Annotated in this window: 29 protein-coding genes; 8 read left to right on the top strand and 21 right to left on the bottom strand. The window is 49.1% G+C overall.

The features are described 5' to 3' along the window. The coding region (locus tag EHS89_RS18915) for a hypothetical protein (RefSeq protein WP_148091904.1) at nt 1-304 on the bottom strand (304 nt) is incomplete at its 3' end. Nucleotides 305-524: 220 nt separating this feature from the next. Between EHS89_RS18915 and EHS89_RS18910 the strand changes: the two genes are divergently transcribed. Both EHS89_RS18910 and EHS89_RS18905 read left to right on the top strand, forming a co-directional pair. Beyond that, a complete protein-coding gene (locus EHS89_RS18910) occupies nt 525-722 on the top strand; it encodes a hypothetical protein (RefSeq protein ID WP_124927734.1) in 198 nt (65 codons plus the stop codon). 170 nt (nt 723-892) lie between these two features. Beyond that, nucleotides 893-1,198, top strand: a complete 306-nt coding sequence (locus EHS89_RS18905) for a c-type cytochrome (RefSeq protein ID WP_124927733.1) — start codon at nt 893-895, stop codon at nt 1,196-1,198. A gap of 70 nt (nt 1,199-1,268) precedes the next feature. Here EHS89_RS18905 and EHS89_RS18900 read toward each other — a convergent pair whose 3' ends face one another. Next, on the bottom strand, nt 1,269-2,222 hold the full coding sequence (locus tag EHS89_RS18900) for a flagellar motor protein MotB (RefSeq protein WP_124927732.1): 954 nt from the start codon (nt 2,220-2,222) through the stop codon (nt 1,269-1,271). Between the two features lie 14 nt (nt 2,223-2,236). Continuing rightward, nucleotides 2,237-2,998 (bottom strand): flagellar motor protein PomA, encoded by a 762-nt coding sequence (pomA, locus tag EHS89_RS18895; protein WP_124927731.1) that lies wholly within the window; start codon nt 2,996-2,998, stop codon nt 2,237-2,239. 399 nt (nt 2,999-3,397) lie between these two features. Here pomA and EHS89_RS18890 point away from each other — a divergent pair, with 399 nt between their 5' ends. The 3 genes from EHS89_RS18890 to dxs are packed head-to-tail and all read left to right on the top strand — an operon-like array spanning nt 3,398 to nt 6,306. Further along, nucleotides 3,398-3,637, top strand: coding sequence for an exodeoxyribonuclease VII small subunit (locus EHS89_RS18890; protein ID WP_124927730.1), 240 nt, complete (start codon nt 3,398-3,400; stop codon nt 3,635-3,637). Between the two features lie 3 nt (nt 3,638-3,640). Continuing rightward, a complete protein-coding gene (locus tag EHS89_RS18885; protein WP_211340371.1) occupies nt 3,641-4,522 on the top strand; it encodes a polyprenyl synthetase family protein in 882 nt (293 codons plus the stop codon). A gap of 14 nt (nt 4,523-4,536) precedes the next feature. Beyond that, nucleotides 4,537-6,306 carry a 1-deoxy-D-xylulose-5-phosphate synthase gene (gene dxs / locus EHS89_RS18880; RefSeq protein WP_124927729.1) on the top strand — a complete coding sequence of 590 codons (1,770 nt, stop codon included), beginning with the start codon at nt 4,537-4,539 and terminating at the stop codon, nt 6,304-6,306. 123 nt (nt 6,307-6,429) lie between these two features. On the opposite strand, the gene ribA is transcribed toward dxs, so the two are convergent. The 14 genes from ribA to glyA form a co-directional block, all read right to left on the bottom strand. Continuing rightward, nucleotides 6,430-7,041, bottom strand: a complete 612-nt coding sequence (gene ribA / locus EHS89_RS18875; RefSeq protein ID WP_124927728.1) for a GTP cyclohydrolase II — start codon at nt 7,039-7,041, stop codon at nt 6,430-6,432. 254 nt (nt 7,042-7,295) lie between these two features. Beyond that, nucleotides 7,296-8,642, bottom strand: a complete 1,347-nt coding sequence (locus EHS89_RS18870; RefSeq protein WP_229753585.1) for an ATP-binding protein — start codon at nt 8,640-8,642, stop codon at nt 7,296-7,298. Next, nucleotides 8,639-9,301, bottom strand: coding sequence for a response regulator transcription factor (locus EHS89_RS18865; RefSeq protein ID WP_124927727.1), 663 nt, complete (start codon nt 9,299-9,301; stop codon nt 8,639-8,641). Before EHS89_RS18865 ends, EHS89_RS18870 begins: the two co-directional genes overlap by 4 nt. Before the next feature lie 18 nt (nt 9,302-9,319). Then, nucleotides 9,320-9,643 carry a PepSY domain-containing protein gene (locus EHS89_RS18860; RefSeq protein ID WP_124927726.1) on the bottom strand — a complete coding sequence of 108 codons (324 nt, stop codon included), beginning with the start codon at nt 9,641-9,643 and terminating at the stop codon, nt 9,320-9,322. Between the two features lie 13 nt (nt 9,644-9,656). Beyond that, nucleotides 9,657-10,028: a PepSY domain-containing protein gene (locus EHS89_RS18855; protein WP_124927725.1), complete on the bottom strand. Its 372-nt coding sequence runs from the start codon at nt 10,026-10,028 to the stop codon at nt 9,657-9,659. 203 nt (nt 10,029-10,231) lie between these two features. Beyond that, nucleotides 10,232-10,705 carry a phosphatidylglycerophosphatase A family protein gene (locus EHS89_RS18850; protein WP_124927724.1) on the bottom strand — a complete coding sequence of 158 codons (474 nt, stop codon included), beginning with the start codon at nt 10,703-10,705 and terminating at the stop codon, nt 10,232-10,234. Between the two features lie 13 nt (nt 10,706-10,718). Beyond that, nucleotides 10,719-11,690 (bottom strand): thiamine-phosphate kinase, encoded by a 972-nt coding sequence (gene thiL / locus EHS89_RS18845; RefSeq protein ID WP_124927723.1) that lies wholly within the window; start codon nt 11,688-11,690, stop codon nt 10,719-10,721. A 7-nt stretch (nt 11,691-11,697) separates the two neighbouring features. Further along, entirely contained in the window at nt 11,698-12,174 is a 477-nt protein-coding gene (gene nusB / locus EHS89_RS18840; protein WP_124927722.1) for a transcription antitermination factor NusB, read from the bottom strand. A gap of 1 nt (nt 12,175) precedes the next feature. Next, nucleotides 12,176-12,649 carry a 6,7-dimethyl-8-ribityllumazine synthase gene (gene ribH, locus EHS89_RS18835; RefSeq protein WP_124927721.1) on the bottom strand — a complete coding sequence of 158 codons (474 nt, stop codon included), beginning with the start codon at nt 12,647-12,649 and terminating at the stop codon, nt 12,176-12,178. A gap of 5 nt (nt 12,650-12,654) precedes the next feature. Further along, entirely contained in the window at nt 12,655-13,773 is a 1,119-nt protein-coding gene (ribBA, locus tag EHS89_RS18830) for a bifunctional 3,4-dihydroxy-2-butanone-4-phosphate synthase/GTP cyclohydrolase II (protein ID WP_124927720.1), read from the bottom strand. Nucleotides 13,774-13,797: 24 nt separating this feature from the next. Next, nucleotides 13,798-14,466, bottom strand: a complete 669-nt coding sequence (locus EHS89_RS18825) for a riboflavin synthase (protein ID WP_124927719.1) — start codon at nt 14,464-14,466, stop codon at nt 13,798-13,800. Beyond that, entirely contained in the window at nt 14,466-15,593 is a 1,128-nt protein-coding gene (gene ribD, locus EHS89_RS18820; RefSeq protein WP_124927718.1) for a bifunctional diaminohydroxyphosphoribosylaminopyrimidine deaminase/5-amino-6-(5-phosphoribosylamino)uracil reductase RibD, read from the bottom strand. The genes EHS89_RS18825 and ribD overlap by 1 nt, the downstream gene beginning before the upstream one ends. Before the next feature lie 6 nt (nt 15,594-15,599). After that, nucleotides 15,600-16,076 carry a transcriptional regulator NrdR gene (nrdR, locus tag EHS89_RS18815; RefSeq protein WP_124927717.1) on the bottom strand — a complete coding sequence of 159 codons (477 nt, stop codon included), beginning with the start codon at nt 16,074-16,076 and terminating at the stop codon, nt 15,600-15,602. Between the two features lie 134 nt (nt 16,077-16,210). After that, nucleotides 16,211-17,467 (bottom strand): serine hydroxymethyltransferase, encoded by a 1,257-nt coding sequence (glyA, locus tag EHS89_RS18810; RefSeq protein ID WP_124927716.1) that lies wholly within the window; start codon nt 17,465-17,467, stop codon nt 16,211-16,213. A 302-nt stretch (nt 17,468-17,769) separates the two neighbouring features. Between glyA and ettA the strand changes: the two genes are divergently transcribed. Both ettA and EHS89_RS18800 read left to right on the top strand, forming a co-directional pair. Further along, complete coding sequence (gene ettA / locus EHS89_RS18805; protein WP_124927715.1) at nt 17,770-19,431, top strand: energy-dependent translational throttle protein EttA; 1,662 nt, start codon at nt 17,770-17,772, stop codon at nt 19,429-19,431. 171 nt (nt 19,432-19,602) lie between these two features. Beyond that, entirely contained in the window at nt 19,603-19,965 is a 363-nt protein-coding gene (locus EHS89_RS18800; RefSeq protein WP_124927714.1) for a PilZ domain-containing protein, read from the top strand. Here the strand turns inward: EHS89_RS18800 and radA are convergent, their stop codons facing one another. Next, nucleotides 19,966-21,339, bottom strand: coding sequence for a DNA repair protein RadA (gene radA / locus EHS89_RS18795; RefSeq protein WP_124927713.1), 1,374 nt, complete (start codon nt 21,337-21,339; stop codon nt 19,966-19,968). Between the two features lie 158 nt (nt 21,340-21,497). Between radA and EHS89_RS18790 the strand changes: the two genes are divergently transcribed. Further along, the gene (locus EHS89_RS18790) at nt 21,498-22,775 is read left to right on the top strand and encodes an O-acetylhomoserine aminocarboxypropyltransferase/cysteine synthase family protein (protein WP_124927712.1); all 1,278 of its coding nucleotides are present in this window, start codon (nt 21,498-21,500) and stop codon (nt 22,773-22,775) included. An 88-nt stretch (nt 22,776-22,863) separates the two neighbouring features. Here the strand turns inward: EHS89_RS18790 and can are convergent, their stop codons facing one another. The 3 genes from can to EHS89_RS18775 all read right to left on the bottom strand — a co-directional run bounded on the left by can (nt 22,864) and on the right by EHS89_RS18775 (nt 26,399). Next, nucleotides 22,864-23,589, bottom strand: coding sequence for a carbonate dehydratase (gene can, locus EHS89_RS18785; RefSeq protein ID WP_124927711.1), 726 nt, complete (start codon nt 23,587-23,589; stop codon nt 22,864-22,866). A 200-nt stretch (nt 23,590-23,789) separates the two neighbouring features. Then, nucleotides 23,790-24,854 carry a uroporphyrinogen decarboxylase gene (gene hemE, locus EHS89_RS18780; RefSeq protein WP_124927710.1) on the bottom strand — a complete coding sequence of 355 codons (1,065 nt, stop codon included), beginning with the start codon at nt 24,852-24,854 and terminating at the stop codon, nt 23,790-23,792. Nucleotides 24,855-24,977: 123 nt separating this feature from the next. Further along, nucleotides 24,978-26,399 (bottom strand): FAD-dependent oxidoreductase, encoded by a 1,422-nt coding sequence (locus EHS89_RS18775; RefSeq protein ID WP_124927709.1) that lies wholly within the window; start codon nt 26,397-26,399, stop codon nt 24,978-24,980. Nucleotides 26,400-26,447: the final 48 nt, after the last annotated feature.

Below are 26,447 nucleotides of genomic sequence, written 5' to 3'. Positions count from 1 at the left end.
CCGTCGCGATACTGATCGAGTGGTTATTACAGGAAAAACCAGCAACCTCCTGGCTCGCCTCTGTTTCTTCGCGCTGACGCAAAGCCCACAGGGAAATAACATTAAAGATGATCGCTGATTTAATATCGCCATCAAAAACTCGATAACAACGAATCAGAAAATCCGTTGAAAAAGATACAAACCCCAGCTTTTGAGCCAGTTCATCTGCATCATAACTGGCACGTAGGCTAGTTGGCATACCTCCTCCTAAAAATGAAGATTTATTTTGGTTCGAGCCAGCCTTCAATGCAGTGTTTTTATCCATGTTAACTCCCGTGTTTCATTTTCTGCACGCAATGCATCCTATCCGCGCAGGGCCCACTCAAACAAATTCCTCAATTTGAGTAATAAATAGAACATATACCATTCTGTACCCAAACAACAACAAAAACCCCCATTTTTTCTGGGATATTAGCGTCTTGCAATAACTCTGTAACAAAATTCATGGATCATATATCGGCAAATAAATGAAAAGGTTTAAAACAATGACGATGAATTCCATTGAACATAAAATCACACAGCTGTTAAAAGATGGGCATACAGAACAACAGGTTATTGCACTCATCGAACTACCAGCGACTCAATCCACAGCCATTTTGAAGCGCTTTAATGAGCAACGGCTACAGGAAAAGGCCAGGGTAACTAACCAGCATAATCAGGCACTCTACGCCATGAATCTGTAGGTTTTCACCGACATTTTGCAGATCGCGCTTTCATTGATTCAGATTCTATTCATACCATTTGAGGTATTTACAGTATGTACCCCAAGCGAATAAACTGCGTTAACCAAATTTACGGGGCCGGTTCAAACCGGTAAAACCGATTGGGATTTTGAATTAAGGTGAGTGTAAAAATGAAAAAGACTATGATCCTGGCAGTGACTGCTATGCTGATGACTCCTGTTGCTGCGATGGCCGAACGCGATGGCGCAACTGTTTACAACACTAAGTGCATGGCATGCCACATGACTGGCGCTGCTGGTGCTCCAATTGTAGGTAAAGCTGATCAGTGGGCTCCACGCGCCGCTAAAGGTATCGATGCTCTTGTAGCGACTGCAACCAGCGGTATCAACGGCATGCCTCCTAAAGGCACTTGCATGGACTGTACTGATGGCGAAATGAAAGCCGCTATCCAGCACATGCTGGATAACTCTAAGTAAGTCCATTTCAGAGCTTAAAAAAAACCCGGCATTGCCGGGTTTTTTATTGTCTGTCGATTCTAACTCAACCTTAAAATACTTCCTGGGGCTCCAATGGACCAAAGTTATCATCACCCGGTTCTTGGGTTTGCAGCTTTTTCAAGGCTTCAGGATCATTACCTTTCTGAATAATAATCTCTACCCGGCGGTTAAGGCTGCGGTTATCCGCAGTATTGTTGGGTGCCATCGGTTTAGTATCGCCTAATCCAACAATCGTAAAACGAGACTGATCAATACGTCGGTCAGCAAACAGCTCATGTCCCACCGCTAATGCCCGGGCAGTTGCCAGCCCCCAGTTAGACTCATACCGGCCACCCGATATAGGGATATTATCTGTATGCCCTTCAATAGCCACATTGCCAGTAACGGTTAACAGTACATCCCGGATTTTTGCCATTACCGGTATATATGCAAACTTCAGTTCAGCTGATCCTGAGGAGAAAGAGCCTTTCTCTTTCACCCTGATAATTATTTTCTTACCGTTGGTTTCAACTTCGACACTACCCTGACCTATCTCCTGACGCAGCGCTGCAGCAAATTCTACCGCTTCATCTTTTGCCTGAGCTTCAGCCTGAGCTTCTAACTGCTCCAGCATCTGTTGCAACTGTTCGGCGGTTTCTCCCGCCTGCTTATCACTGACCTCTGACTCACCCTCCTCGGTTCGGACGTCGAGGGTTTGCATATCATTATCTGTGGTCATCTGCCGAACTTCATTCAGAGGGGTCGGCTCGGGCCGTCCGGGACTAAACTCCTGCGCGATAATACTGGTGCCTTTTGGAATATCCTGCACTTTCACCTGGTTCTGAACACCAAACGCTTCGCGCATTGAGCCTGCTAACTGCTTAAATTTCAGTACGTCCATCTCAGAAAATGAGAGCAACAGTACGAAGAAGCACATCAGCAGTGACATCAGGTCACCGAAGGTTGCTAACCACCCCGGCAGACCCGCAGGACAAGGAGGACATTTATGTTCTTCATCACTCATCCGAATCTGCCCCTTTAACCTTCAGCAGCCGCTGCACGTTTAGCTTCTGGCAGATAGTTACGTAACATCTGTTCAATTACCCGAGGGTTCTGACCCGCCTGTATAGCCAGCAGCCCATCAATAATTAAAGCCTGATTGAGTTCTTCCTCTGATTTACGTGCATCCAGCTTATCTGCCACCGGCAGAGCAAACATGGTTGCCAGCATCGCGCCATAGAGTGTAGTCAAAAGAGCAACCGCCATCGCCGGGCCGATCGATTTTGGATCCGACATATTGGATAGCATCTGTACCAGACCTACCAGTGTACCGATCATACCCATTGCAGGCCCGACATCACCCATCGCTTTAAAAATATCGATACCGTAATCATGCCGTTCGGTGGTCAGGTTTTTCTCTTTATTAAGCAGCGTTTTTACTATTTCAGGATCATGACCATCCACCAGCAACTGAATACCCCGTTGCATAAAGTCACTGGTAACCTCTTTATCTTCCAGCGACAACAACCCGCCTTTACGGGCGGCATCAGCCAGATCAACCGTTTCAGCAATAATGTCTTCAGGCTTAACTGAATTAAATTTGAACGCTTTACCTGCAACTTTGGCAATACCCAGGAAGTGCGACAGTGGGAACTTCATCATGACAACAAAAAGACTACCGCCCAGAACGATCAGCGCTGAGGGAACGTTGACAAACACCCCAACATCGCCTCCGGTTACCATCGCGGCAACTACGATACCAAATGCGCCTAAAATACCGATGAGCGTCGCTATATCCACTTATAATCCCCAGTTTTATAAATTAGTTATCGCTAGCTGCAAGATTAACAGCACCGATGTAACACCTGTTATCGCCCACATAGCCATAAAACATTAGGGAAGATGCTAATAAATCCCTTACGCCTCAGGCTTTCATAGAGATCGAAGATCAAGGCAACAATTACAGACATACTGGTTGTACGTCGAAAAATGTTAACAGCGAAATTCTGTCTCGTTATTGTCCGCAGAGAAGATAATGGCCTTTATCGGCGCCTTCGCTGACTAGATAGTATCAAAAAAATTACCGGGTTCACCTATATCCCTCTGTTTAGAGTACAATTTATTGCTCAGATTGACCGCTACTGCTATGTCCGGTAGTTTGTCGCTCTTTTAAACTGTTCCAACCGTTGGAAAATTCTCATGCCAGCAAAGAAAAAAACACCTGATTTTGAAACCTCTCTCACCCAGCTGGAAACCATGGTCAACCAGTTGGAACAGGGCGAACTATCGCTGGAACAATCGCTTGAAACCTTTGAACAGGGTGTCCGCTTAACCCGGGACTGTCAGTCTATTCTCGCTCAGGCAGAACAAAAAGTGCAGATGCTAATTCAACAAAATGGGGAGCTAAAAGAGATTCCCTTCGATCTGCCTGAGGAATAAGTAATGGATACTAAGCTGATGCTAGGTAATTATCAGCAACGGGTAGAGCAACAGCTTGAGCTGATACTGAAGACCCCATGTGCAGCCGAGCAAGTTCGTCAGGCGATGCACTATTCGCTATTTAACGGCGGTAAGCGAGTACGACCAGTGCTGGTTTACATGGCTAACCAACTATTAGGCGGAAAGCTGGATCATGCGGATTCAGCAGCCTGCGCGATTGAAGCGATTCACAGTTACTCTCTGGTTCATGATGATCTGCCAGCCATGGATGATGATGATCTGCGCCGCGGCAAACCCACTTGTCATATCGCCTTTGATGAAGCCACCGCTATTCTTGCCGGTGACGGCTTACAGTCTTTAGCATTCGATCTGCTGAGTCAGGACAATGGTTTGTCGGCAGACCTGCGTTTAAAAATGATCAGCATTCTGGCCCGCGACAGTGGCTATCTTGGCATGGTCGGTGGCCAGTCTATCGATCTCAGCAATGAAGGTAAGCTTATCTCGACAGATCAACTGGAGCTGATGCATCGGCACAAAACCGGTGCACTGATCAGTGCCAGTATTGAAATGGGCGCGCTCTCCAGCACCTATGCAACTCAGGAAAATCTGGATGCTCTGTTAACCTACGCCGGCGCCATCGGCCTGGCATTTCAGGTTAAAGACGACATTCTCGACATTGAAGGCAATACCGAAGTACTCGGAAAGCCCCAGGGATCGGACCTGGCTGCAGAGAAATCAACCTATCCTGCACTACTGGGCATGGATGGCGCTAAACAAAAACTGGCCCTACTCAATCAACAGGCCCATGCTAGTATCGATAGCTTCGGTGAAGCCGCCCAGCCGTTACACTGGCTGGCAGACTACATTGTTGAGCGTGAATATTAAGGCCTGTTAAGACTATGTTTTACACTATCCCCCAGACCCGGCCCTCAACCCCGCTGTTAGATAAGATCTCCAGCCCTGCTGACCTGCGTGAGCTAACCGCCGCTCAGCTACCCGATCTGGCTTATCAACTACGCGCTTTTCTGCTCTATTCCGTCGGCCAGACCGGCGGACATTTTGGTGCCGGCCTTGGTGTCACTGAATTAACCATCGCCCTGCACTACCTGCTGGAGACGCCAGAAGATCACCTTATCTGGGATGTGGGACATCAGAGTTATCCCCATAAAATCCTGACCGGGCGAAGGGAAGCACTACTCAGTATCCGCCAAAAAGGCGGTCTTGCTCCGTTTCCACGTATCAGTGAGAGTCCGTATGACGATTTTGGCACCGGACACTCCAGTACTTCCGTCAGTGCAGCTCTGGGAATGGCCCTGGCAGACCGGCTGCAGGGTTTAAGCAGAAAAACCGTGGCCGTCATAGGTGATGGCGCCATGACCGCTGGTATGGCCTTTGAGGGCCTCAACCACGCGGCACATACCGGTGCAGATCTGTTGGTTATCCTCAACGATAACGATATGTCGATCTCCCATAATGAGGGGGGACTGGCAACCTACCTGGCCAAGAACCTGAAAGATAAGATGGGCGCCACTACCGCTGCGCTGTTTGAAGCACTGGACTTTCATTACAGCGGCCCGGTTGATGGCAACAACTTTGAACAGTTACTACCTGCGCTTAAACAGGCGCTGGCAGGCACCGGACCCCAGTTTCTGCATATCACTACAGTGAAAGGTAAAGGCTACGCTCCGGCTGAAAAAGATCCGATTGGCTATCATGCCATCACTAAGATTGAGCCTATTGGTCAACCTAAGGTAACTAAAAAGCAACCGACCTTTGCTTCGGTTTTCGGTCAGTGGATCTGTCAACAGGCTGATCAGGATCTGCGCACCGTTGCTATAACACCAGCCATGAGCGAGGGTTCAGGGCTGGTAGAATTTTCCCGCACCTACATCGAACGCTACTTTGATGTGGCGATTGCAGAACAACACGCAATCACTCTGGCAGCCGGTATGGCATACCGGGGGCTAAAGCCGGTAGTTGCTATCTACTCAACGTTTCTGCAGCGTGGTTACGATCAGTTGATCCATGATGTGGCGATTCAGGAGCTCGATATTCTGTTTGCCATCGACCGGGCCGGGCTGGTTGGCGAAGATGGCGCGACTCACGCAGGCTGTTACGACATCAGTTATCTGCGCTGCATACCGGATATGGTCATCATGACGCCTTCTGATGAACAGGAACTCAGCAACCTGTTACAGACCGGCTATGAATATAGCGGACCCGCCGCAGTACGCTATCCGCGCGGTTCAGGCCGGGGCAACATAGCGAATTCAATCAGCGCACTCCCTCTGGGCAAAGCCACTTTGCTCCGCCAGGGAAATAAAGCAGCTATCCTGAATTTCGGCCCTCTGTTGCCGCAGGCGACAATTGCCGCAGAACAACTTGATCTGACTCTGGTTGATATGCGTTTTGTTAAGCCCCTGGACCAGGAGATGATTGACCAGCTGGTCAGCGATCATCCTTTACTGATTACCCTGGAAGACCACTCAGTCAAAGGTGGTGCAGGGTCTGAAGTAAGTGAGTACCTGCACACTAAAAACTACAACAATAAGCTACTGACGCTGGGCATTCCTGACCGCTGGATTGAGCATGCCTCACGTGAGCAACAACTGCAGGAATGCGGACTCGATAGTTCCGGTATTATCGCTGCTGTGTCGGACATACTATAAGCGCTGGTAAAGTACCGGTGCTGGCTACCTATAACGTCCAGATATTAATTGTTTTTCCGGGTAGTAAATGCAGACATAAAAAAACCGGCCTATCGCCGGTTTTCTTTTGAGCAGAATAAAGGATTATTCCTCATCCTGAAAATGGTGCTCGGTCATCATATGACCCAGCTTGCCCATTTTAGTCGCCAGATATTCTTCATTGTGACGGTTCTTACCCACTTGCAGTGGTACCCGCCGGTCAACATTCAAACCATACTTCTGCAGCGCTTTTACTTTACGCGGATTGTTGGTCATCAGGTTAACGCTCTTAATGTTGAGATGTTCCAGCATCTGTTGGCACATGCTGTAATCACGCATATCCGCTTCAAAGCCCAACTGTTCATTCGCTTCAACGGTATCTGCACCACCATCCTGCAGATGGTAGGCTTTGATTTTATTCAGCAGACCTATACCCCGGCCTTCCTGACGCAGGTATAGCAATACCCCGGCACCTTCTTCGGTAATACGCTTCAGGGCTTCCTGTAGCTGAAAGCCGCAATCGCAACGCAAAGAGAACAGAGCATCGCCGGTCAGGCATTCGGAATGAATACGTGCCAGAACAGGAGAATCCGGTCCCAGTTCACCGTACGTCAGTGCCACATGCTCTTTACCAGATGTCAGGTCTTCAAATCCGACCATAGTAAAGACACCCCAGGGGGTCGGCAGCTTGGATGATGCGACATACTTAACGGACACTAACTGATTCCTTCAAATAAATGAGGTGGCTATTTTAACAGCCATATTGCTTTTCACATACCCCTGAAAAGAGTGGCTATCTTAAACAGTTGCATTACTTTCCACAGCCTTTAAAAAGAGGCGGCTAGTTTAACAAACGTATTGCTTTTCACCTGGATCTGAAAAGAAGCGGCTATATTAACAGCCGAATTGCTTTCCACATACCCCTGAAATGGGGGCATTCTCATAATATAAAAGGGATATTCAGATTAATTTTAGTCAGGAAGCTCAAGATCGGCACGTCGGGGTAGCATTACCTGAACTTCCAGACCACCAAGGCGAGCGGAGGATTCAAGAAAAAAGCGTCCCTGATACTGCCGGATAATTTCGCTGATTATACTCATCCCCAAACCATGGCCGATGGTAGATTCATCGAGTCGCTCACCACGATTCATTAGTCGCTCACGGGCATCTTCGGGTATGCCCGGCCCATCATCCGAGACCACCAGCTCAAGACAGTGATCATCCATATGCGCTTTAACATGAATACGGCTGACAGCCCATTTACTGGCGTTATCCAGCAGATTTCCCATCAGTTCGACCAGATCATCACGTTCTCCGGGAAAGTAACTTTTAGCACTGATATCTAACTCAAAGGTTAATGCTTTTTCCCGATAAATAGCTTTCAGGGTACGCACCAGCTTATCCAGCTCATCTTCGATATAAATCCGCTGACCAGGCAGTGCAGCACCAGCGATCCGGGCCCGGGTTAGCTCCCGCTCAATCATTCCCCGCAACCGTTGCGACTGCTCTTTTATATCCTCCCCCTGAGGAATCTCTTGTTCGAGCAAAGTATCTATATGCCGGTCAATTACCGTCAGAGGTGTTTTTGCCGCATGGGCCAGATTACCGACGGCATTACGGGAGCGCTGCAGGCGCAGCTCCATATTTTGTACCAGATAGTTAATCTCTGTCACCAGAGGCTCAACTTCTGTAGTCGTACTTTGCGAAAGCTGACGAATATCACCGGCCTTCAACCGGGTGAGATCCCGCTTAACATCCTGCAGGGAGCTCAACCCCTTACGAATAATAAATATCTGTAGCGTAAGCAGAATAATCAGGCCCGAAATGCCTAACCCGGCTAACAGCCAGCCCAACTGACTCAGAGAGCTTTCAATAGTGCTGATATCTTCAGCCAGGACTACCTGAATTTCACGCCCCTGCTTCATAAAGGTTTTTGAGTAGACCAGCGTAGGTTTATGGTTCTGCTCAACCAGTCGGACATTTTCCTGGCCGATATCCTGACCTTCATCATAGGGAATTCGACCATCCCAGAGCGACCGTGAGAAAAACCACTTGTCATCTACTGCCACCTGAAAATAATGGCCGGACATCGGCTGCTGATAAACAGAGGACGTGTTATCGATATTGACCCGCCAACCGGCACCAATATCCATTTCGACGGCTCTTAAAACGGTATAAGCATCGCTGGACAATCGGGCAGCAACAAAGTCGTAGGCCATCTGGCGCAAAAACCAGCTCTGTCCGGCCCAGAACAGACAGAACAAAACCAGGGTGATGACAATAAAATTGAGGTTAAGGCGAGATTGAATCGATCTCAACGAGGCTCTCCAAAGACGTAACCCTGACCACGCTTAGTCTGAATCATTTCACGACCGATCTTCTTACGCAGCATTTTGATATAAGCTTCGACAACATTACTGTCATTCTCAGCCCCGTCATCATACATGTGCTCGACCAGCTGAAGCTTTGACAGCACTCGTCCCGGGTTGTGCATCATATAACGCAGCAAACGATACTCAGTACCGGTTAAAGCAACTTCATCACCATCCCGAATGACAGACTGAGTATTCTCATCTAGTGTCAGACCTGAGGTTTCAAGTTGCGAGGATATCTGTTGGTTAGCCCTGCGTAACAGAGCGGTCATGCGCACTAGCAGTTCTTCGGTATGGAAAGGTTTTGGCAGATAGTCATCGGCACCTGCATCAAAACCATCAACCCGCTCCTGCCAGGCGCTTCGGGCTGTCAGTATCAGTACAGGTATATTATTCTTTTGCGCCCGCCAGTGTCGTAGCACTTCCAGACCCGGCTTATCCGGCAGTCCCAGATCCAGGATAACCAGATCGTATATATCTTCTTTACCCATGATCTCAGCATCAATACCATTCACTGCCAGATCTACTGCATAGCCATTTCTGGCCAGCGAGGTCTTTAGTTCAGGCCCCAGCGCTGCATCATCTTCCACTAACAAGATACGCATAATTTCCCCTTATCCATACTACTGAGTATTGGCGATCAACGACTCCGCCAGTGCTCCGCTACGGGCATCAACATATAACATTTTCACCATACCATCAGTTCCGGCAATCTCCATCTCATAAATATAGAGATCTTCCTTCTGTAGTAACCGGGTATCTATTATCTTGCCGTCTGACAGGCTACTAACGAGTTCCATCAACTGACTCATAGACAATATCTCACCTTGCTGAACCAAGTTCCGACAAGCTTCGTAATCAAGGAATTGCACTGTCAGGCCGTCAGCACGGGCCATAAATGAAGCAATACAAAGTAATAAAGCCAGCCGGCCACCCCAATTTTTCATTCGCTCACCTTTATCATTTGTCGCTTGGTTTGGTAGACCAGAACCAGACGTCCTTCACACTCTGCCGTGCTTTGGCAAGCTTTTCAACAAGATCACCAGTTCTTGCATTAATATAGAAGAAACTAATCTCGCCATTTGCTTCTGCGATCTCCATCTCATAAATATATTCAGATTTACTTTTTAATAAGGTCATATCGATCATGCGTCCAAGACGTACTTCTACAACTCGCTCGGATAACTGCTGCAGGGATAAAATCTCTTTTTGCTGCACTAATATTCTACAGGTTTCATAATCCAGTTTTTCAAAAACGGTAGGATGCGCATACACCAGCGGCTGAAAAAAAATCAGCGTCAGCAGCACAATAGCTAAGCGTCTTAGTCTCATAACAGCCTCCCCTGATCCATACCTGTAATTGCCTGCATGCACGACGGCAGCACATTGCTACAAATTCAGGTTAACAGCCTTATCTGAAATTAAACTGAATTATAGGTGAGATTTAAACAGGTTAAGGAACGCTTTTTAGACCATTAATGGCAAGTTTAAGAGCCTACAGAGCAGGATCAGGCCTTGTTTAGAGGTTCATTAGATCAGAAGAAATAAGCCAGCAACTGCAGGCAAGCCAACGCCATAAATCCGGCCAGCACGTCATCCAGCATAATCCCCAGGCCACCATGCACTTGCTTATCTACCCAACCGATCGGCCAGGGTTTGATGATATCGAAGAAACGGAACAGCACAAAGCCGATGCAGATCCACAGCCAGCCCGCCGGTGCGAAGAACATCGTAATCCAGTAACCGACAAACTCGTCCCAGACAATACCGCCGTGATCATGGACCCCCATATCCTCTGAGGTTTTACCACAAAGATATATACCTACAACAAAACTCAGTACCAGAATCAAAGCATACCAGTGCCAGGCTAAAGGCTGCATTAATAGAAAGAATGGGATCGCTGCCAGTGTACCAAAAGTACCCGGCGCTTTAGGTACCGCACCACTACCTAAGCCAAAGGCCAAAAAGTGAACAGGGTTCTTCCAAACCGAAGCCGGTGCATGATTCATCTGTTTATTCCGCTTATTTCACATCAGTAAAATGATTAAAACCACCGGCCTCAACAGGCCAGATACGGCCATCTTCTGCCAGTACAATTCCCGGAGAATCGGTAATCTGACCAATACAAGTGACGGCTACATCATGATGACGCAGTGCCCAGGCCAACTTAGGCTCAAGTAACGCGGGTACGGTAAAGCAAAGCTCAAAATCTTCACCACCGGTTAACGCCCATTCTCGGGAACGTTTCTCACCCACCCAGCGATACAAAGTTTGTGATATGGGTAACTCGGCAGGATTAATCATCGCGCCGACCTGACTGCGCTGTAACAGATGATTAAGATCGGCTAGCAAGCCATCAGAAATATCGATGGCAGCCGTCGCATAATCGGCAATAATCTGACCGGTTGTCAGGCGCGGTTCAGGACTAAAAAAACGCTGCTGAAGATAGGGTACATGCTCACCTACCGTTTTTTGCAGTAAGGTCTCAAGCCCCGCTTTAGAATCACCCAAGGTGCCGGTAACAAAGATTCTGTCACCCACATTAGCACCACTGCGCTGAATCGCTTTTCCAACAGCTGTCCAGCCGTGTACCTGTACGCTCAGCGTAAGAGAGCCTCGCGTCGTATCGCCACCCACCAGTTGCACTGCATGCTGTTTTGCCAACTCAGCAAGCTTGCCACTAAAGGCTGCCAACCAAGCTTCATCAACCTCTGGCAACGTCAGTGCCAGGGTAAAAAAGGCGGGCACAGCACCCATTGCCGCCAGATCACTCAAGGCGGCTCCCAGCAATCGGGAAGCGACTTTATCGCCAGAAGTGCCAGGCAGAAAATGAGTGCCTTCAACCAGGGTATCAATCGATACCACCAGCTCACGATCATGAGGAGGGGCGATTATAGCGCAATCATCCCCAACCCCCAGACGAACAGAACCCGACCGGTCACAACCCAGTTCAGAGAAATAATGCCGAATCAGCTCAAATTCATCCGTCGCCATCGAAGTATTACTTACCCCGTTTAGCGTTGATCTCAGTCATTCGTACCCGGGCAGCCAGCTTATCCAGAATACCGTTAACATACTTATGACTTTCAGTAGCACCAAAGATTTTAGCCAGTTCAACACTTTCGTTGATAACGACTTTATATGGCACAACAATACGGTGAATCAGTTCAAAACTACCAATTCGCAGAACCGCACGCTCAATAGGATCAAGATCATCAAGGCTACGATCCAGAAATGGCTCGAAAGACTTATCCAGATCAGACGCATTGGATGGCACACCGTGTAACAGTTCGCTAAACAGTGGCAGGTCTGTACCTGACATGTCGTTATCCATGCGGAACTGCAACTCAATATCATTGATCGCATTACCAGACATCTGCCATTGATACAGTGCCTGCAGCGCAAAGCTACGCGCTGCACGACGCATCTCGGTATGAGAGGCTTTTTTCTGCTTTTTAGGCGCAGGACTATCGCTCATCTTAAACCTCAAGCTGGCGCAGTAAGCTAACCATCTCTATTGCAGACAGTGCTGCTTCAGCACCTTTATTGCCCGCTTTAGTACCGGAACGCTCGATCGCCTGCTCAATAGAGTTAACGGTCAGGATACCGTTCGCAACCGGAACATTGTGCTCCAGAGAAACCTGAGCAACACCTTTAGAGCTTTCACCCGATACATATTCAAAATGCGGCGTACCACCACGGATCACTGCACCCAGAGCGATGATCGCATCGTCTTTCTTCTGCGCAGCTAAACGCTGTACTGCCAATGGAATCTCGAACGCACCCGGCACACGAATAACACGGATATTGTCTTCCGCGACACCGTGGCGCTTCAGGGTATCAATAGCACCTTCCAGCAGGCTTTCAACAACAAAGCTGTTAAAACGACCTACAACAATTGCGTACTGACCATTACCGGTCAGGAAATCACCTTCAATATACTGAACTGACATATTCTTTACTCTTCACATGCAACATAGTCTACGATCTCCAGATCAAAACCTGAGATCGCATTAAATTTCATTGGTGAACTCAGCACACGCATTTTGCCCACCCCTAAATCACGCAGAATCTGCGAACCAGTACCTACCGTCAGGAAAGAACCGGATGAACTGATATTATGCTGACGGATCTTCTTCTCGGTATTCAGCATCTGATTCAGGGCATCGCCCAGATCAACACGCTCACCGGTATCCAGTAACAACACAACACCTTTACCTTCTTCGGCAATCTTTTGCAGTGCCCGACGCATAGTCCATTTAAGTTCTTCGGTCTGAGCAACACCTACGACATCGCGCAATACTTCGGTGCGCAGATGTACACGAACCATCGTAGGCTCTTCCTCGCTGATATCACCCAGTGACATTGCCAGGTGTGTACAGCCCTGAATCTCGTCCAGGTAAGTCGCGAAATTGAAGTCACCAAACTCAGTTTCCAGCGTACCTTCACTCTCACGGATAACCGTATGTTCATTGGTAGTACGGTAATGGATCAGGTCGGCAATAGTGCCGATCTTAAGGTCATGCTTCTGGGCAAACTCTTCCAGATCAGGACGACGGGCCATAGTACCATCTTCGTTCATGATCTCGACGATAGCTGAAGCCGGAGTCAGACCCGCCAGACGCGCCAGATCACAACCCGCTTCAGTATGACCGGCACGGCTCAGTACACCACCAGGCTGCGCCATCAGTGGGAAGATATGGCCCGGCTGAACAATGTCTTCAGGCTTAGCATCATGGCGTACCGCAGTACGTACGGTCAATGCCCGGTCAGCAGCAGAAATACCCGTGGTTACACCTTCTGTGGCTTCGATAGACATAGTGAAGTTAGTGGAGAATTGCGCACCATTACTTTGTACCATCAACGGCAGGTTCAACTGCTCGCAACGCTCCTGAGTCAGCGTCAGGCAGATCAGGCCACGGGCATGGGTCGCCATGAAGTTGATATCTTCAGCACGCACCATCTCAGCTGCGATAACCAGATCACCTTCATTCTCACGGTCTTCATCATCCATCAGGATAACCATCTTACCCTGACGAATATCTTCAATAATTTCCTGCGGTGTATTCAGATCCATTAATCTAAAACCTCTGTAGCCGGATTAGCGGCGATTCAGGAAACCCGCAGCAGCCAGAGTCGTCATACTGACCCCTGCTGCAGGTTCCGTTTCATTTTGTTCGTTGTAGCTGATCAGTCGTTCCATATAGCGGGCGATAATATCAACTTCCAGGTGCACTTTGCGACCAGCCTGATAGCCGGCTATTATAGTTTCCTGCGCCGTATGAGGCACTATATTCAGATCAAATATATGATCATCTACTGCATTAGCGGTAAGACTAACACCATCAACCGTAATCGAGCCCTTGGCTGCGATATAGCGAGCAATATTCTTTGGTGCACTAATTTTAAACCGGATTGAACGCGCATCCTCTTCACGGGACACAACGTTGCCCAGGCCATCGACATGCCCAGTCACAATATGACCACCGAAACGGGTCGTTGGCAGCATCGCTTTTTCCAGGTTTACCCGCTCACCTGCCACCAGGGCAGGAAACCGCGTATGAGCTAGTGATTCGCGAGAAACATCTGCCCAGAAACCATCCCCCGGCAGATCAACAGCGGTAAGACACACGCCATTTACGGCAATGCTATCGCCCAGCTTAACATCACTCAGATCCAGCTCGCCGGTTCGTATATAGAGACGCAGATCTCCCTGCACCTGTTCAGCTGCGGCAATGGTTCCTACCGCTTCAATTATTCCGGTAAACATTACGCTTTACTCTCTTTCTTTGGCACCAGGGTTAAACGGATGTCGTCTCCCAGCATCCGGCTATCCCGGAGATCAAAACCCACCTGTTCACTCATCCGGTCAAAAGGTAACAAAAACATGGGCCGGGCCCGGCTACCTAACAACTTCATCGCCTGATACAGAACAAACTCATCGACCAGTTGCGCATCAATAAAAGCACCTGCCAATGTAGCACCGGTTTCCACCAGCACCTCATTACAATCGCGCTTAGCCAACTCCTGCAACAACAATGACAGATCAATTCCACCATCGGCTGCGGGCAACTTTAGCCACTCAACCCGATCCAGTCCATCAATATAAGCCGGTACTGGGACGCAGCTTACGATCAGAGTATTGCCCGGCAATGTCAGCATCTTAGCGGACCCGGGCATTCGACCAGCGCTATCCAGCACCACCCTTAATGGCTGCCGGCTCACTATTTGCTCGGCATTAGCCAGCCCTAACTCTGACTCTCTGACGGTAAGTGATGAATCATCTTTAATGATCGATCCAACGCCGCTGATAATGGCAGAACTACGGGCTCTGAGCCGCTGTACATCCTGACGTGCTAACGGCCCGGTAATCCATTGGCTCTCACCGGATGCCATCGCAGTACGACCATCGAGGCTGGCGGCCATTTTTAACCGCACATAGGGCATTCCCGATGCCATACGCTTTATAAATCCTGGATTCAGTTCTCTACACTGAGATTCCATCAAGCCAGAACGGACCTGAATACCCGCCTGTTCTAACTTGCTAATTCCTTTACCCGACACCTGAGGGTTAGGATCAACCATACCGACAATGACTTCACTGACACCCGCGTTGATCAAGCCATCGGCACAAGGTGGCGTTTTACCAAAATGACTACAAGGCTCCAGAGTGACATAAGCGGTGCAGCCTGTAGCATTATCACCGGCGCTTCGTAATGCATTAACTTCGGCATGCCCTTCGCCAGCTATCTGATGCCAGCCTTCAGCAATAGCAACACCATCTTTAACCAACACACAACCTACCCGGGGGTTAGGTTCGGTCGTATAAAGCCCCTGCCAGGCGATCTGTACCGCCCGAGACATAAACTGATGATCTGCTGCGCTCCAGTTTGCCATAATCCGTCAGTCTGCCTTAGCAGCATCATCCTTCTGTTCTGAAAGACGATCGATCTCTTCTTTGAACTCATTAATATCCTGAAAACTCCGATACACCGAAGCAAAACGAACATAGGCAACCTGGTCTAACTTACGTAGTTCAAGCATGACTTCTTCGCCTACTGAGCGGGAGGGAAGTTCACGCTCTCCGGTTGCTCTTAAACGCTGTTTAATACGGCTAATACAGGCTTCGATATCTTCAACGCTGACCGGACGTTTTTCAACAGCTCGCTGAATACCGGCGCGGAGTTTATCTTCATCGTATGGCTGACGGGTACCATCGGCCTTGATCAGTCGCGGCATCAATAGCTCTGCCGCTTCATAGGTAGTGTAACGTTCGTGACAGGTGATACATTCACGACGCCGACGAATCTGCTGACCTTCTGCGACCAGGCGGGAATCGACCACCTTGGTTTCATGGGCATTACAGAACGGACAGTGCATATATCATCCTCAAAGAGCGGTGCTGATCAGGTCAGCAAATAAAACTTATTTATATAAAAACCGGGGCGCTTAAAGCGCCCCGGTAGCAGAAACTGACTGGGAACAGGGTTCCCGATAGTTTCTATTGTAACGGTTTACTTATAAACCGGGAAGCGAGCACAGATATCCAGAACGTTCTGTTTAACTGTATTGCTAACTTCTTCATTATCGATATTATCCAGCACATCACAGATCCAGTGCGTCAGCTGCTCAGCTTCGGCCTCTTTAAAGCCACGACTAGTGATTGCCGGTGAACCGATACGCAGACCCGATGTAACAAACGGAGAGCGCGGATCATTTGGTACAGAGTTTTTGTTTACAGTGATGTTAGCACGACCCAGCGCCGCATCAGCATCTTTACCGGTGTACTCTTTACCGATCAGATCAACCAGGAACAGATGGTTATCAGTACCATTGGAAACGATCTTAATACCACGTTCCATAAATACTTTAGCCATCGCCTGAGCGTTTTTCACAACCTGCGCCTGATACGCTTTCCAGTCATCCTGCAACGCTTCTTTGAAGCACACCGCTTTAGCAGCGATAACGTGCATCAGTGGGCCGCCCTGAGATTCAGGGAATACCGCAAAGTTGAGTTTCTTCTGCAGTTCTTCATCAGCGTTAGCAGACAGAATCAGACCACCACGAGGGCCACCCAGAGTTTTGTGAGTGGTCGTCGTTACAACATCAGCAAACGGCAGCGGTGTAGGGTACTGACCCGCAGCAACCAGACCAGCAACGTGTGCCATATCAACAAACAGGTAAGCACCCACTTTGTCAGCAATGTCACGGAAACGCTGCCAGTCAACAATGCGGGAGTATGCAGAGAAACCCGCAACGATCATCTTTGGCTTATGTTCAACGGCCAGACGCTCAACTTCAGCGTAATCGATCTCACCGGTTTCAGCATTCAGTCCGTACTGAACCGCTTTATAGATGCGACCGGAGAAGCTTACTGCAGCACCGTGAGTCAAATGACCACCGTGAGCCAGACTCATACCCAGCACAGTATCACCAGGCTGACACAGCGCCATGTATACAGCAGCATTCGCCTGAGAACCGGAATGTGGCTGAACGTTAGCATAAGTTGCATTAAACAACTCTTTAGCGCGATCAATTGCCAGTTGTTCTACAACGTCTACGTGCTCACAACCACCGTAGTAACGCTTGTTAGGATAGCCTTCAGCATACTTGTTAGTCAGCTCAGAGCCCTGCGCTTCCATAACCCGTGGGCTGGTGTAGTTTTCAGACGCAATCAGTTCGATATGCTCTTCCTGACGCTTAGCTTCAGCTTGCATCGCGGCATATAGGTCCTGATCGAAATCAGCGATAGTCATCTCTTTGCTAAACATTAGCGGTCCCCAAGATTGAGATTAACACCGGCCCGGTTATCACCAATGCAGTGATGATAAACAGAGCCTGAGAAAAGCCGCGTATTATAGTCGAAGTTGTATATAAAACGCACTTGAAACTGGGTCACTTAGTAGAGAATTTCGCTCATAAAGTCGTGTTTAGTGGCTATAACCCCGTCAAATGCGGAAAAAGGCCCAAAACAGCTTTATCAGCGCCCATTAAACAACAGATCAAATGGTAAAAAATTCCCCGTAGCGCTAAGATATGCGCAATTTCGAGTTAATAGTGAACAGGTAGTGTAATGGCTCAATACGTTTACAGTATGAACCGGGTTGGCAAAGTAGTACCACCCAAGCGTGAAATCTTAAAAGATATCTCTCTGTCCTTTTTCCCGGGCGCTAAAATCGGCGTACTAGGCCTAAACGGCTCGGGTAAATCTTCCCTGCTGAAGATTATGGCCGGCCTGGACCAGGAATACCTGGGTGAAGCCCGTCCGATGCCAGGTATCAACGTAGGCTACCTGCCGCAGGAGCCGCAGCTGGACGAAACTAAAACAGTTCGTGAAATCGTTGAAGAAGCCGTTGCCGACGTGAAAGAAGCGCTGGCCGGACTTGATGCGGTTTATGCCGCTTATGCCGAGCCGGATGCCGACTTTGATGAGCTGGCTAAAAAACAAGCCGGTTTTGAAGATCTGATCGCCGCCAAAGATGGCCATAACCTGGACACCATGCTAGAGCGTGCTGCAGATGCGATGCGCCTGCCACCCTGGGATGCTGAAGTTAAGCACCTGTCCGGTGGTGAGCGTCGCCGGGTAGCACTTTGCCGTCTTCTGCTAGACAAGCCAGATATGCTGCTATTAGACGAGCCGACAAACCACCTGGATGCTGAATCCATCGCCTGGATCGAGCGTTTCCTGAAGGAATACCCTGGTACTGTTGTGGCAATCACCCACGACCGCTACTTCCTGGATAACGCTGCGGGCTGGATCCTGGAACTCGACCGGGGCCGCGGTATCCCATACGAAGGCAACTACTCCAGCTGGCTGGAGCAAAAAGAACAGCGTCTGGCGATGGAATCCAAACAGGAAGCCGCTCATCAGAAGGCCGTTAATGCCGAGTTGGAATGGGTACGTCAGGGACAAAAGGGCCGCCAGGCTAAATCCAAAGCGCGTCTGAAGCAGTTTGAGGAGATGAACTCCCGCGAATTCCAGACCCGTAACGAAACTTCAGAAATCTACATTCCACCAGGACCTCGTCTGGGCGAGAAAGTAATCGAACTGAACAATGTCACTAAGTCATTCGGTGATAAGGTTCTGTTTGAAGACCTGTCTCTGAATATTCCACAGGGCGCGATTGTCGGCATCATCGGTGGTAACGGTGCGGGTAAGTCCACACTCTTCAAGATGATTAATGGTACCGAGCAGCCGGATTCAGGCACCGTTGAACTGGGTGAAACCGTGCAGCTGGCTTATGTTGACCAGAGTCGTGACCTGGCCGGTGAAAAAACTGTCTGGGAAGAGATCTCCGACGGTCAGGACAACATTGTCGTCGGTAACTACACTACCTCGTCACGGGCATACTGTGGCCGCTTTAACTTTAAAGGTTCTGATCAGCAGAAATTCGTTAAAGACCTGTCCGGTGGTGAGCGAAACCGTCTGCACATGGCCAAGCTTCTGAAAGAGGGCGGTAACGTACTGCTACTGGATGAGCCAACCAACGACCTTGATGTAGAAACCCTGCGAGCCCTGGAAGAAGCACTGCTGGCCTTCCCTGGTTGTGCAGTAGTGATATCGCACGACCGTTGGTTCCTGGACCGTGTATGTACTCACATGCTGGCCTATGAAGGCGACTCTAAAGTTGAGTTCTTCGAAGGCAACTACACCGAGTATGCTGAAGACTACAAAAAACGTTTCGGTAAAGATCATCAGCCTGAACGCATCAAGTACAAGCGTATGACTAAGTAAAACACAGGCTAATCAGAAAACCGGCCGGTCTTACGCAAGACCGGCCGGTTTTTTTTTGCGCAGAAACTCCCCACTCTGTGTATAGAAATCACAACTAAGGGACAGAGTGTATTAAGCTTATGTAGTTAAATACGAGTGATTAAATATAACTCAAGCGAAGGAGGACAACGGATGACAGACGAACGTCGCCGCTTCCAGAGAATTTCCTTTGACGCCGACTGCGAAGTCAGGACCTCTGACTGTAGCTGGCCGGTTAAACTTATTGATATTTCATTACAGGGCGTACTGGCTGAAATTATCATTTCGCCACTACTGAATGTGGGCGATCATGCCGATATTGTTATTCAATTGAATAACGAGATAACGATAACGATGCCCTCAATATTAAAACACCAACTGGGCAACCATCTGGGCTTTAAAGCCGAAACGATGGATATCGATAGTGTATCTCACCTGCGCCGCCTGGTTGAGCTTAATCTGGGTGATGAAACCTTACTTGAAAGAGAGTTAGAACACCTTTTGGAAGCACACTGATCAGAGTGCTTCCAACGCTTCTGATAAGCGACTAACCCCCACTACCTCCATCCCCTCAGGCGACTGTTTAGGCGCATTGGCCTTAGGCACTATCGCACGTCGAAAACCATGTTTAGCCGCCTCTCTAATACGTTCCTGACCGTTAGGTACCGGCCGTATCTCACCCGATAAGCCAACCTCACCAAACACAATCAGGTCCTGCGGCAATGCACGATCCCTAAAGCTGGACACGACCGATAACAGCAATGCCAGATCGGCACTGGTTTCCAGTACCTTAACGCCACCAACCACGTTAACAAAGACATCCTGATCACCGGTCTGCAAACCGCCGTGACGATGTAACACTGCCAGCAGCATCGCTAACCGGTTATGCTCAAGGCCGACCGCCACCCGGCGCGGATTATTCATATGGCTTTGATCCACCAGTGCCTGCACTTCTACCAATAATGGCCGGGTACCTTCCCACACCACCATCACCAGACTGCCCGGGCTGGGCTGGTCACCACGACTCAGAAATATTGAACTAGGGTTTTTAACCTCTTTGAGCCCCTGCTCCAGCATGGCAAACACACCTAGTTCATTCACCGCACCGAAACGGTTTTTATGGGAGCGCAAGGTACGAAAACGACCATCGCTGTCGCCCTCTAGTTGCAAAGAACAATCGATCATATGCTCCAGCACTTTAGGGCCGGCCAGCGAGCCATCTTTAGTGACATGACCCACCAGAAACAATACCGTGCCGGTCTGCTTGGCAAACCGGGTCAGATAAGCTGCCGCTTCACGCACCTGCGAAACACTACCTGGCGCTGACTGCACATCCTCGACATGCATCACCTGAATAGAATCAACAACCAGCACTTTAGGTTTTAGCTGCTGTGCCGTGGTACAGATCTGCTCAACACTGGTTTCAGACAGCATCTTCAGATTCTGACTATTCAGCCCTAACCGGCTTGCCCGTAGGGCGACCTGCTGCAGAGACTCCTCGCCGGTCACATAGAGTGCAGGCATCTGTTGCGCCAGATGACACATCGTTTGCAATAGCAAAGTACTTTTACCGGCTCCCGGATGGCCACCGATCAGAATTGCAGAGCCGGGCACTAAGCCGCCACCCAACACCCGGTCCATCTCACCTGAACCGGAAGCAAAGCGGGGCATATCTGCCAGATTAACTTCAGAAAGATCCTGCACCTGGGTCGCATTCGTCGAACCGGTATAACCTTCGAAGCGAGCACCCCGGGCACCGGTTGATTTGGCACTGCTCAACCGCACTTCAGTCAGGGTATTCCAGGCATTACAGGCAGAACACTGCCCCTGCCACTTTGAATAATCTGCACCGCAGTCATTACAGACGTATGCGCTTTTTGCTTTGGCCATCAAGCTCTCCTTCTGATTAGAAAAGCATTCTAACGGAAGCCACGATATCCTTACACCAAAGAGAGCTTTATTTATTCCCCTGAAGCTCTACAATCATCTGCTACGTAACTAACACATAATTAGAAATACAAGTATCACTTTGATATGAGGATCTACAGATGAAACTGGAAACCCTGGCAGTTCATGGCGGTTACAGCCCGGACGAAACAACTAAAGCGGTCGCTGTACCGGTTTACCAAACTACCTCCTATGCGTTTGATAGCGCTCAACATGGCGCCGACCTGTTTGACCTGAAGGTACCAGGTAACATCTATACCCGTATCATGAACCCAACTACTGACGTGTTGGAACAACGCGTCGCTGCTATGGAGGGTGGTGTTGCTGCTCTGGCGGTAGCCTCTGGTATGTCCGCTATCACTTATGCGATTCAGACTATCGCAGAAGTTGGCGATAACATCATCGCAACCAGCGAACTGTACGGCGGTACCTACAACCTGTTCGCCCACACTCTGCCACGTCAGGGCATCGAAGTTCGTTTTGCCAACAAAGATGACTTTGCCGCGATGGAAGCGCAGATCGATGATCGCACCCGCGCCATCTACTGCGAATCTATCGGCAACCCTTCTGGCGGTATTGCAGATATTGAAACCCTGGCTGAACTGGCACATAAACACGGCCTGCCACTGATCGTCGACAGCACAGTTGCCAGCCCGGCTCTGTGGCGTCCTATCGATCATGGTGCCGATATCGTCGTTCAGGCAGCTACCAAATACATCGGCGGTCACGGCAACTCTATTGGTGGTGTGATTGTTGATTCTGGTAAGTTCCCATGGGCTGACAATGCCGATCGCTTCCCGCTGCTGAACACACCAGATGTGTCTTACCACGGTGTTGTTTACACTGAAGCCTTTGGCCCTGCAGCCTTTATCGGTCGCTGCCGTGTAGTACCACTGCGCAACATGGGTGCTGCACTGTCACCGATGAACGCCTTCCTACTGATTCAGGGCATCGAAACCCTGACTCTGCGGATGGAACGTATCTGTGAAAACACCCAGAAGATTGCTGAATATCTGGAGAATCATGATCAGATTTCCTGGGTTAACTACGCAGGTCTGGAAAGCCACAAAGATAATGCATTGGCCAAGAAGTACATGAACGGCAAAGCATCCGGTATCCTTAGCTTTGGCCTTAAAGCTGGCCGCGAAGCCACCATTAAGTTCTATGATGCCCTGAATATCTTCCTGCGGTTGGTAAATATCGGTGACTGTAAGTCTCTGGCATCTATCCCGGCTGAAACCACTCACCGCCAGCTGAATGACGAAGAACTGAAATCAGCAGGTGTAAGCCCTGAAATGGTTCGTCTGTCTATCGGAATCGAGCATATCGATGACCTGATGGCCGATCTGGACCAGGCGCTGCAGGCAGCCGCTCAGTAATTAATACTGATATAAAAAAGCCCCACATATCTCTACTAAAGAGTGCGGGGCTTTTTTGTTTCTGTCTGTTATTTCAGCTCAGCGAAAACTAGTTAAATATAGTTCTCAACTTGTCCCATAAGCCTCGGGCATTGTGACCTTTCTCAGATGCCTGCGCCAGTTCACGCAGTATCTCGATCTTTCTTATCGCCAACTGATACTGTTCGTCCACATCGCTCTGACTGCATGCATTGAACTCAAGATCATTCACCAGACCATCATTCAAACCATAGATCCAGCCATGCACTGCTACTTCCTGCCCTTGCGCCCAGGCACCCTGCACAACCGTTGTTTCACAAACGTTATAGGCCTGCTCAATTACATTCAGCTCACACAGGCGATCAAGCTGCTGATGAGAGTGATCCCAGGCAGATAGCAGATCGCGATGCTTGTTATACACATTACGGATATGCCGTAACCAGTTATCAATCAGACCATGAGGGGTGCTTTCTATGGCCGCTTTAACACCACCACAGCCGTAGTGGCCCACCACCATAATATGCTTAACTTTAAGCACCTCAACGGCATACTGAATAACTGAAAGGCAGTTCATATCGGTATGCACAACAAGGTTAGACACGTTACGGTGAACAAAGAGCTCACCCGGCATCATATTCACGATCTCATTGGCCGGTACCCGGCTATCGGAGCAACCTATCCACAGATATTCAGGCGCCTGTTGTTGCGCCAGAGTTTCAAAAAATTCTGGGTCTTCCTGGTTAATCTTTTCCGCCCACTGGCGGTTACTTTCTAATAATTCTGTCAGTCTTTTCATTGAAGGTGTCTGTACACAATTGAGTTAATTTCTGCCTATAACCTGAACCAGCATCTGACTCTGTATAGGTATATACCCCTATTTTTATCAAATTTCCACAGAACTGCAAATTTCACTGCATCCAGGCTACTGGTTAATCCGATAGTTATCAGGGCCAGATATGAAAAGAGGGCTTGTATGCCCTCTTTATAATCAGATTGTTAGACGTGATACTGGGCACTAAGTTCATGCACCGCATCAACAAAAATTTTAGGCTGTGCCGGATCAACAAACTGATGGATACCATGACCCAGGTTGAAGATATGCCCTGGGCCACTACCGTAGCGAGCCAGAATATCGGCCACTTCAGCGCGAATCCGCTCTGGCGTACCGTATAACACTGAAGGATCCATATTACCCTGCAGTGCAACCTTGTCACCTACCCGGGCACGGGCATCATCAATGTTGGTGGTCCAGTCCAGCCCCAGTGCATCAGCGCCGGCTTCAGCCATCGCTTCCAGCCACTGCCCACCATTCTTGGTAAACATGATAACCGGCACTTTACGGCCTTCATTTTCACGGATCAGACCGTTAGCAATCTGCTGCATGTATTTCAGAGAGAACTCCTGATACATAGGACCACTTAACGCACCGCCCCAGGTATCAAAAATCTGTACCGCCTGAGCACCACTACGGATCTGCTCATTCAGGTAATCGGTAACCGACTCTGCCAGCTTACGAAGCAGTTCATGCAAGACTTCAGGAGTCGCATACATCATCTGTTTAATATGGCGGAAATCTTTGCTGGAGCCACCTTCAACCATATAGGTTGCCAGCGTCCATGGGCTACCGGAGAAACCGATCAGAGGCACACGACCATTCAGTTCACTACGGATGGTCTTCACTGCATTCATCACGTAATCAAGATCAGATGCAGACTCAGGTACAGGCAGGGCATCGACATCGGCTTCGGTACGAATAACTTTCTTAAACTTCGGCCCTTCACCTACTTCGAAATACAGACCCAGACCCATCGCATCAGGAATAGTCAGAATATCGGAGAACAGAATCGCAGCATCAAGATCATAGCGTTCCAGCGGCTGAATCGTGACTTCACAAGCCAGATCCCGGTTCTTACACAGGCTCAGGAAATCTCCTGCCTGGGAACGGGTTGCGCGATATTCTGGCAGATAACGGCCCGCCTGACGCATCATCCATACCGGTGTAACATCAACTGGTTCACGCATCAGCGCACGCAGGAAACGATCATTCTTCAGTTCAGCCATTACTCTTTCCCAACTCAAATTCAAAAACTGTGCGCATTCTACAGGTTTTTCTACCTTTCTGCTGCTGTATCAGGTCACAAAAAAGGTCGCATAAAGCGACCTTTTCGTAGCATATTATCCTGATTACAGCTTCAGGTAATCGAGAATACCTTCTGCAGCCTTACGACCTTCATCGATAGCAGTAACCACCAGATCAGAACCACGCACCATATCACCACCAGCAAAGACTTTGTCGTTACTGGTCTGGAATGCGTATTGCTCATCAGCAGAGGTCTTAATCCGGCCATCCTGCTCCAGCTCAATACCAAAATCTGCAAACCATGGTGCAGGGCTTGGACGGAAACCAAAAGCAACCAGTACTGCATCTGCAGCAAGTACCTCTTCACTTCCTTCCACGACTTCCGGACGACGACGACCGTTTTCATCCGGCTCACCCATACGGGTAGTCACCACCTTAACGCCGGTTACTTTACCCGCTTCGCCTACAACCTCAACAGGCTGACGGTTAAACATGAATTGCACACCCTCTTCACGGGCATTCTCTACTTCACGTTTCGAACCAGGCATATTGGCTTCATCGCGACGGTAAGCACAGATTACATTCTGGGCACCCTGACGAATCGAAGTACGGTTACAATCCATCGCAGTGTCACCACCACCCAGGACCACCACGCTCTTACCTTCAACACCGATATAATCTGCGGCATCTTTCTCGAAGCCCAGACAACGGTTAACGTTTGAGATAAGGAAAGGCAACGCATCATACACGCCATCCAGATCTTCACCCGGAAAGCCGCCCTTCATATAATTGTATGTACCCATTCCCAGGAACACCGCATCGTACTGATCGAGCAGCTCCTGCATCTGAATATCTTTACCTACTTCGGTGTTCAGACGGAATTCTACTCCCATCTCAGTGAACACTTCGCGGCGACGCACCATGACGTCTTTATCCAGCTTGAATTCAGGAATACCGAATGTCAGCAAACCGCCGATCTCAGGATGAGAATCAAATACCACCGGCTTAACACCGTTACGTACCAGAATATCTGCAGCAGCCAGACCCGCAGGGCCCGCACCAATAACAGCCACTTTCTTATCGGTCGCTGTTACTTTGCTCATATCCGGACGCCAGCCCATAGCAAAGGCGGTATCGGTGATATGTTTTTCTACCGAACCAATCGTCACGGCACCGAACTCATCATTCAGTGTACAGGCACCTTCACAAAGGCGATCCTGCGGGCATACACGACCACACACCTCAGGCAGAGAGTTAGTCTGATGACTCAACTCAGCCGCTTCAATGATATTGCCTTCCGACACTAGCTTCAGCCAGTTCGGAATATAGTTGTGCACCGGGCACTTCCATTCGCAGTACGGGTTACCACATTCAAGGCAGCGATGTGCTTGTGTCGACGCATCATCCGCCTTGAACGGCTCATAAATCTCAGCAAACTCCTGCTTTCGCACGTTTGCATCTATCTTACCTGGTCCCTGGCGTTCTACTTCCAGAAACTGAAAATCATTACTCAGACGTTCAGACATTTCCCACCCCGTCTAATGGTGTCTGCCCGTAGGCAGACACAGCTTTCA

It is taken from the genome of Amphritea balenae (genome assembly GCF_003858655.1).
Lineage (GTDB): Bacteria > Pseudomonadota > Gammaproteobacteria > Pseudomonadales > Balneatricaceae > Amphritea > Amphritea balenae.
Note: the sequence above shows the minus strand (reverse complement) of the source record. Positions and strands in the feature narration are given on the sequence as shown.

Bases quoted from the DNA above. Each gene is read 5' to 3' on its own strand.
- EHS89_RS18910 (WP_124927734.1), top strand. From the start codon at position 525: ATGACGATGAATTCCATTGAACATAAAATCACACAGCTGTTAAAAGAT.
- EHS89_RS18905 (WP_124927733.1), top strand. From the start codon at position 893: ATGAAAAAGACTATGATCCTGGCAGTGACTGCTATGCTGATGACTCCT.
- EHS89_RS18900 (WP_124927732.1), bottom strand. From the start codon at position 2,222: ATGAGTGATGAAGAACATAAATGTCCTCCTTGTCCTGCGGGTCTGCCG.
- EHS89_RS18890 (WP_124927730.1), top strand. From the start codon at position 3,398: ATGCCAGCAAAGAAAAAAACACCTGATTTTGAAACCTCTCTCACCCAG.
- EHS89_RS18885 (WP_211340371.1), top strand. From the start codon at position 3,641: ATGGATACTAAGCTGATGCTAGGTAATTATCAGCAACGGGTAGAGCAA.
- dxs (WP_124927729.1), top strand. From the start codon at position 4,537: ATGTTTTACACTATCCCCCAGACCCGGCCCTCAACCCCGCTGTTAGAT.
- EHS89_RS18865 (WP_124927727.1), bottom strand. From the start codon at position 9,301: ATGCGTATCTTGTTAGTGGAAGATGATGCAGCGCTGGGGCCTGAACTA.
- EHS89_RS18860 (WP_124927726.1), bottom strand. From the start codon at position 9,643: ATGAAAAATTGGGGTGGCCGGCTGGCTTTATTACTTTGTATTGCTTCA.
- EHS89_RS18855 (WP_124927725.1), bottom strand. From the start codon at position 10,028: ATGAGACTAAGACGCTTAGCTATTGTGCTGCTGACGCTGATTTTTTTT.
- EHS89_RS18850 (WP_124927724.1), bottom strand. From the start codon at position 10,705: ATGAATCATGCACCGGCTTCGGTTTGGAAGAACCCTGTTCACTTTTTG.
- thiL (WP_124927723.1), bottom strand. From the start codon at position 11,690: ATGGCGACGGATGAATTTGAGCTGATTCGGCATTATTTCTCTGAACTG.
- nusB (WP_124927722.1), bottom strand. From the start codon at position 12,174: ATGAGCGATAGTCCTGCGCCTAAAAAGCAGAAAAAAGCCTCTCATACC.
- ribH (WP_124927721.1), bottom strand. From the start codon at position 12,649: ATGTCAGTTCAGTATATTGAAGGTGATTTCCTGACCGGTAATGGTCAG.
- ribBA (WP_124927720.1), bottom strand. From the start codon at position 13,773: ATGGATCTGAATACACCGCAGGAAATTATTGAAGATATTCGTCAGGGT.
- EHS89_RS18825 (WP_124927719.1), bottom strand. From the start codon at position 14,466: ATGTTTACCGGAATAATTGAAGCGGTAGGAACCATTGCCGCAGCTGAA.
- ribD (WP_124927718.1), bottom strand. From the start codon at position 15,593: ATGGCAAACTGGAGCGCAGCAGATCATCAGTTTATGTCTCGGGCGGTA.
- nrdR (WP_124927717.1), bottom strand. From the start codon at position 16,076: ATGCACTGTCCGTTCTGTAATGCCCATGAAACCAAGGTGGTCGATTCC.
- glyA (WP_124927716.1), bottom strand. From the start codon at position 17,467: ATGTTTAGCAAAGAGATGACTATCGCTGATTTCGATCAGGACCTATAT.
- ettA (WP_124927715.1), top strand. From the start codon at position 17,770: ATGGCTCAATACGTTTACAGTATGAACCGGGTTGGCAAAGTAGTACCA.
- EHS89_RS18800 (WP_124927714.1), top strand. From the start codon at position 19,603: ATGACAGACGAACGTCGCCGCTTCCAGAGAATTTCCTTTGACGCCGAC.
- radA (WP_124927713.1), bottom strand. From the start codon at position 21,339: ATGGCCAAAGCAAAAAGCGCATACGTCTGTAATGACTGCGGTGCAGAT.
- EHS89_RS18790 (WP_124927712.1), top strand. From the start codon at position 21,498: ATGAAACTGGAAACCCTGGCAGTTCATGGCGGTTACAGCCCGGACGAA.
- can (WP_124927711.1), bottom strand. From the start codon at position 23,589: ATGAAAAGACTGACAGAATTATTAGAAAGTAACCGCCAGTGGGCGGAA.
- hemE (WP_124927710.1), bottom strand. From the start codon at position 24,854: ATGGCTGAACTGAAGAATGATCGTTTCCTGCGTGCGCTGATGCGTGAA.
- EHS89_RS18775 (WP_124927709.1), bottom strand. From the start codon at position 26,399: ATGTCTGAACGTCTGAGTAATGATTTTCAGTTTCTGGAAGTAGAACGC.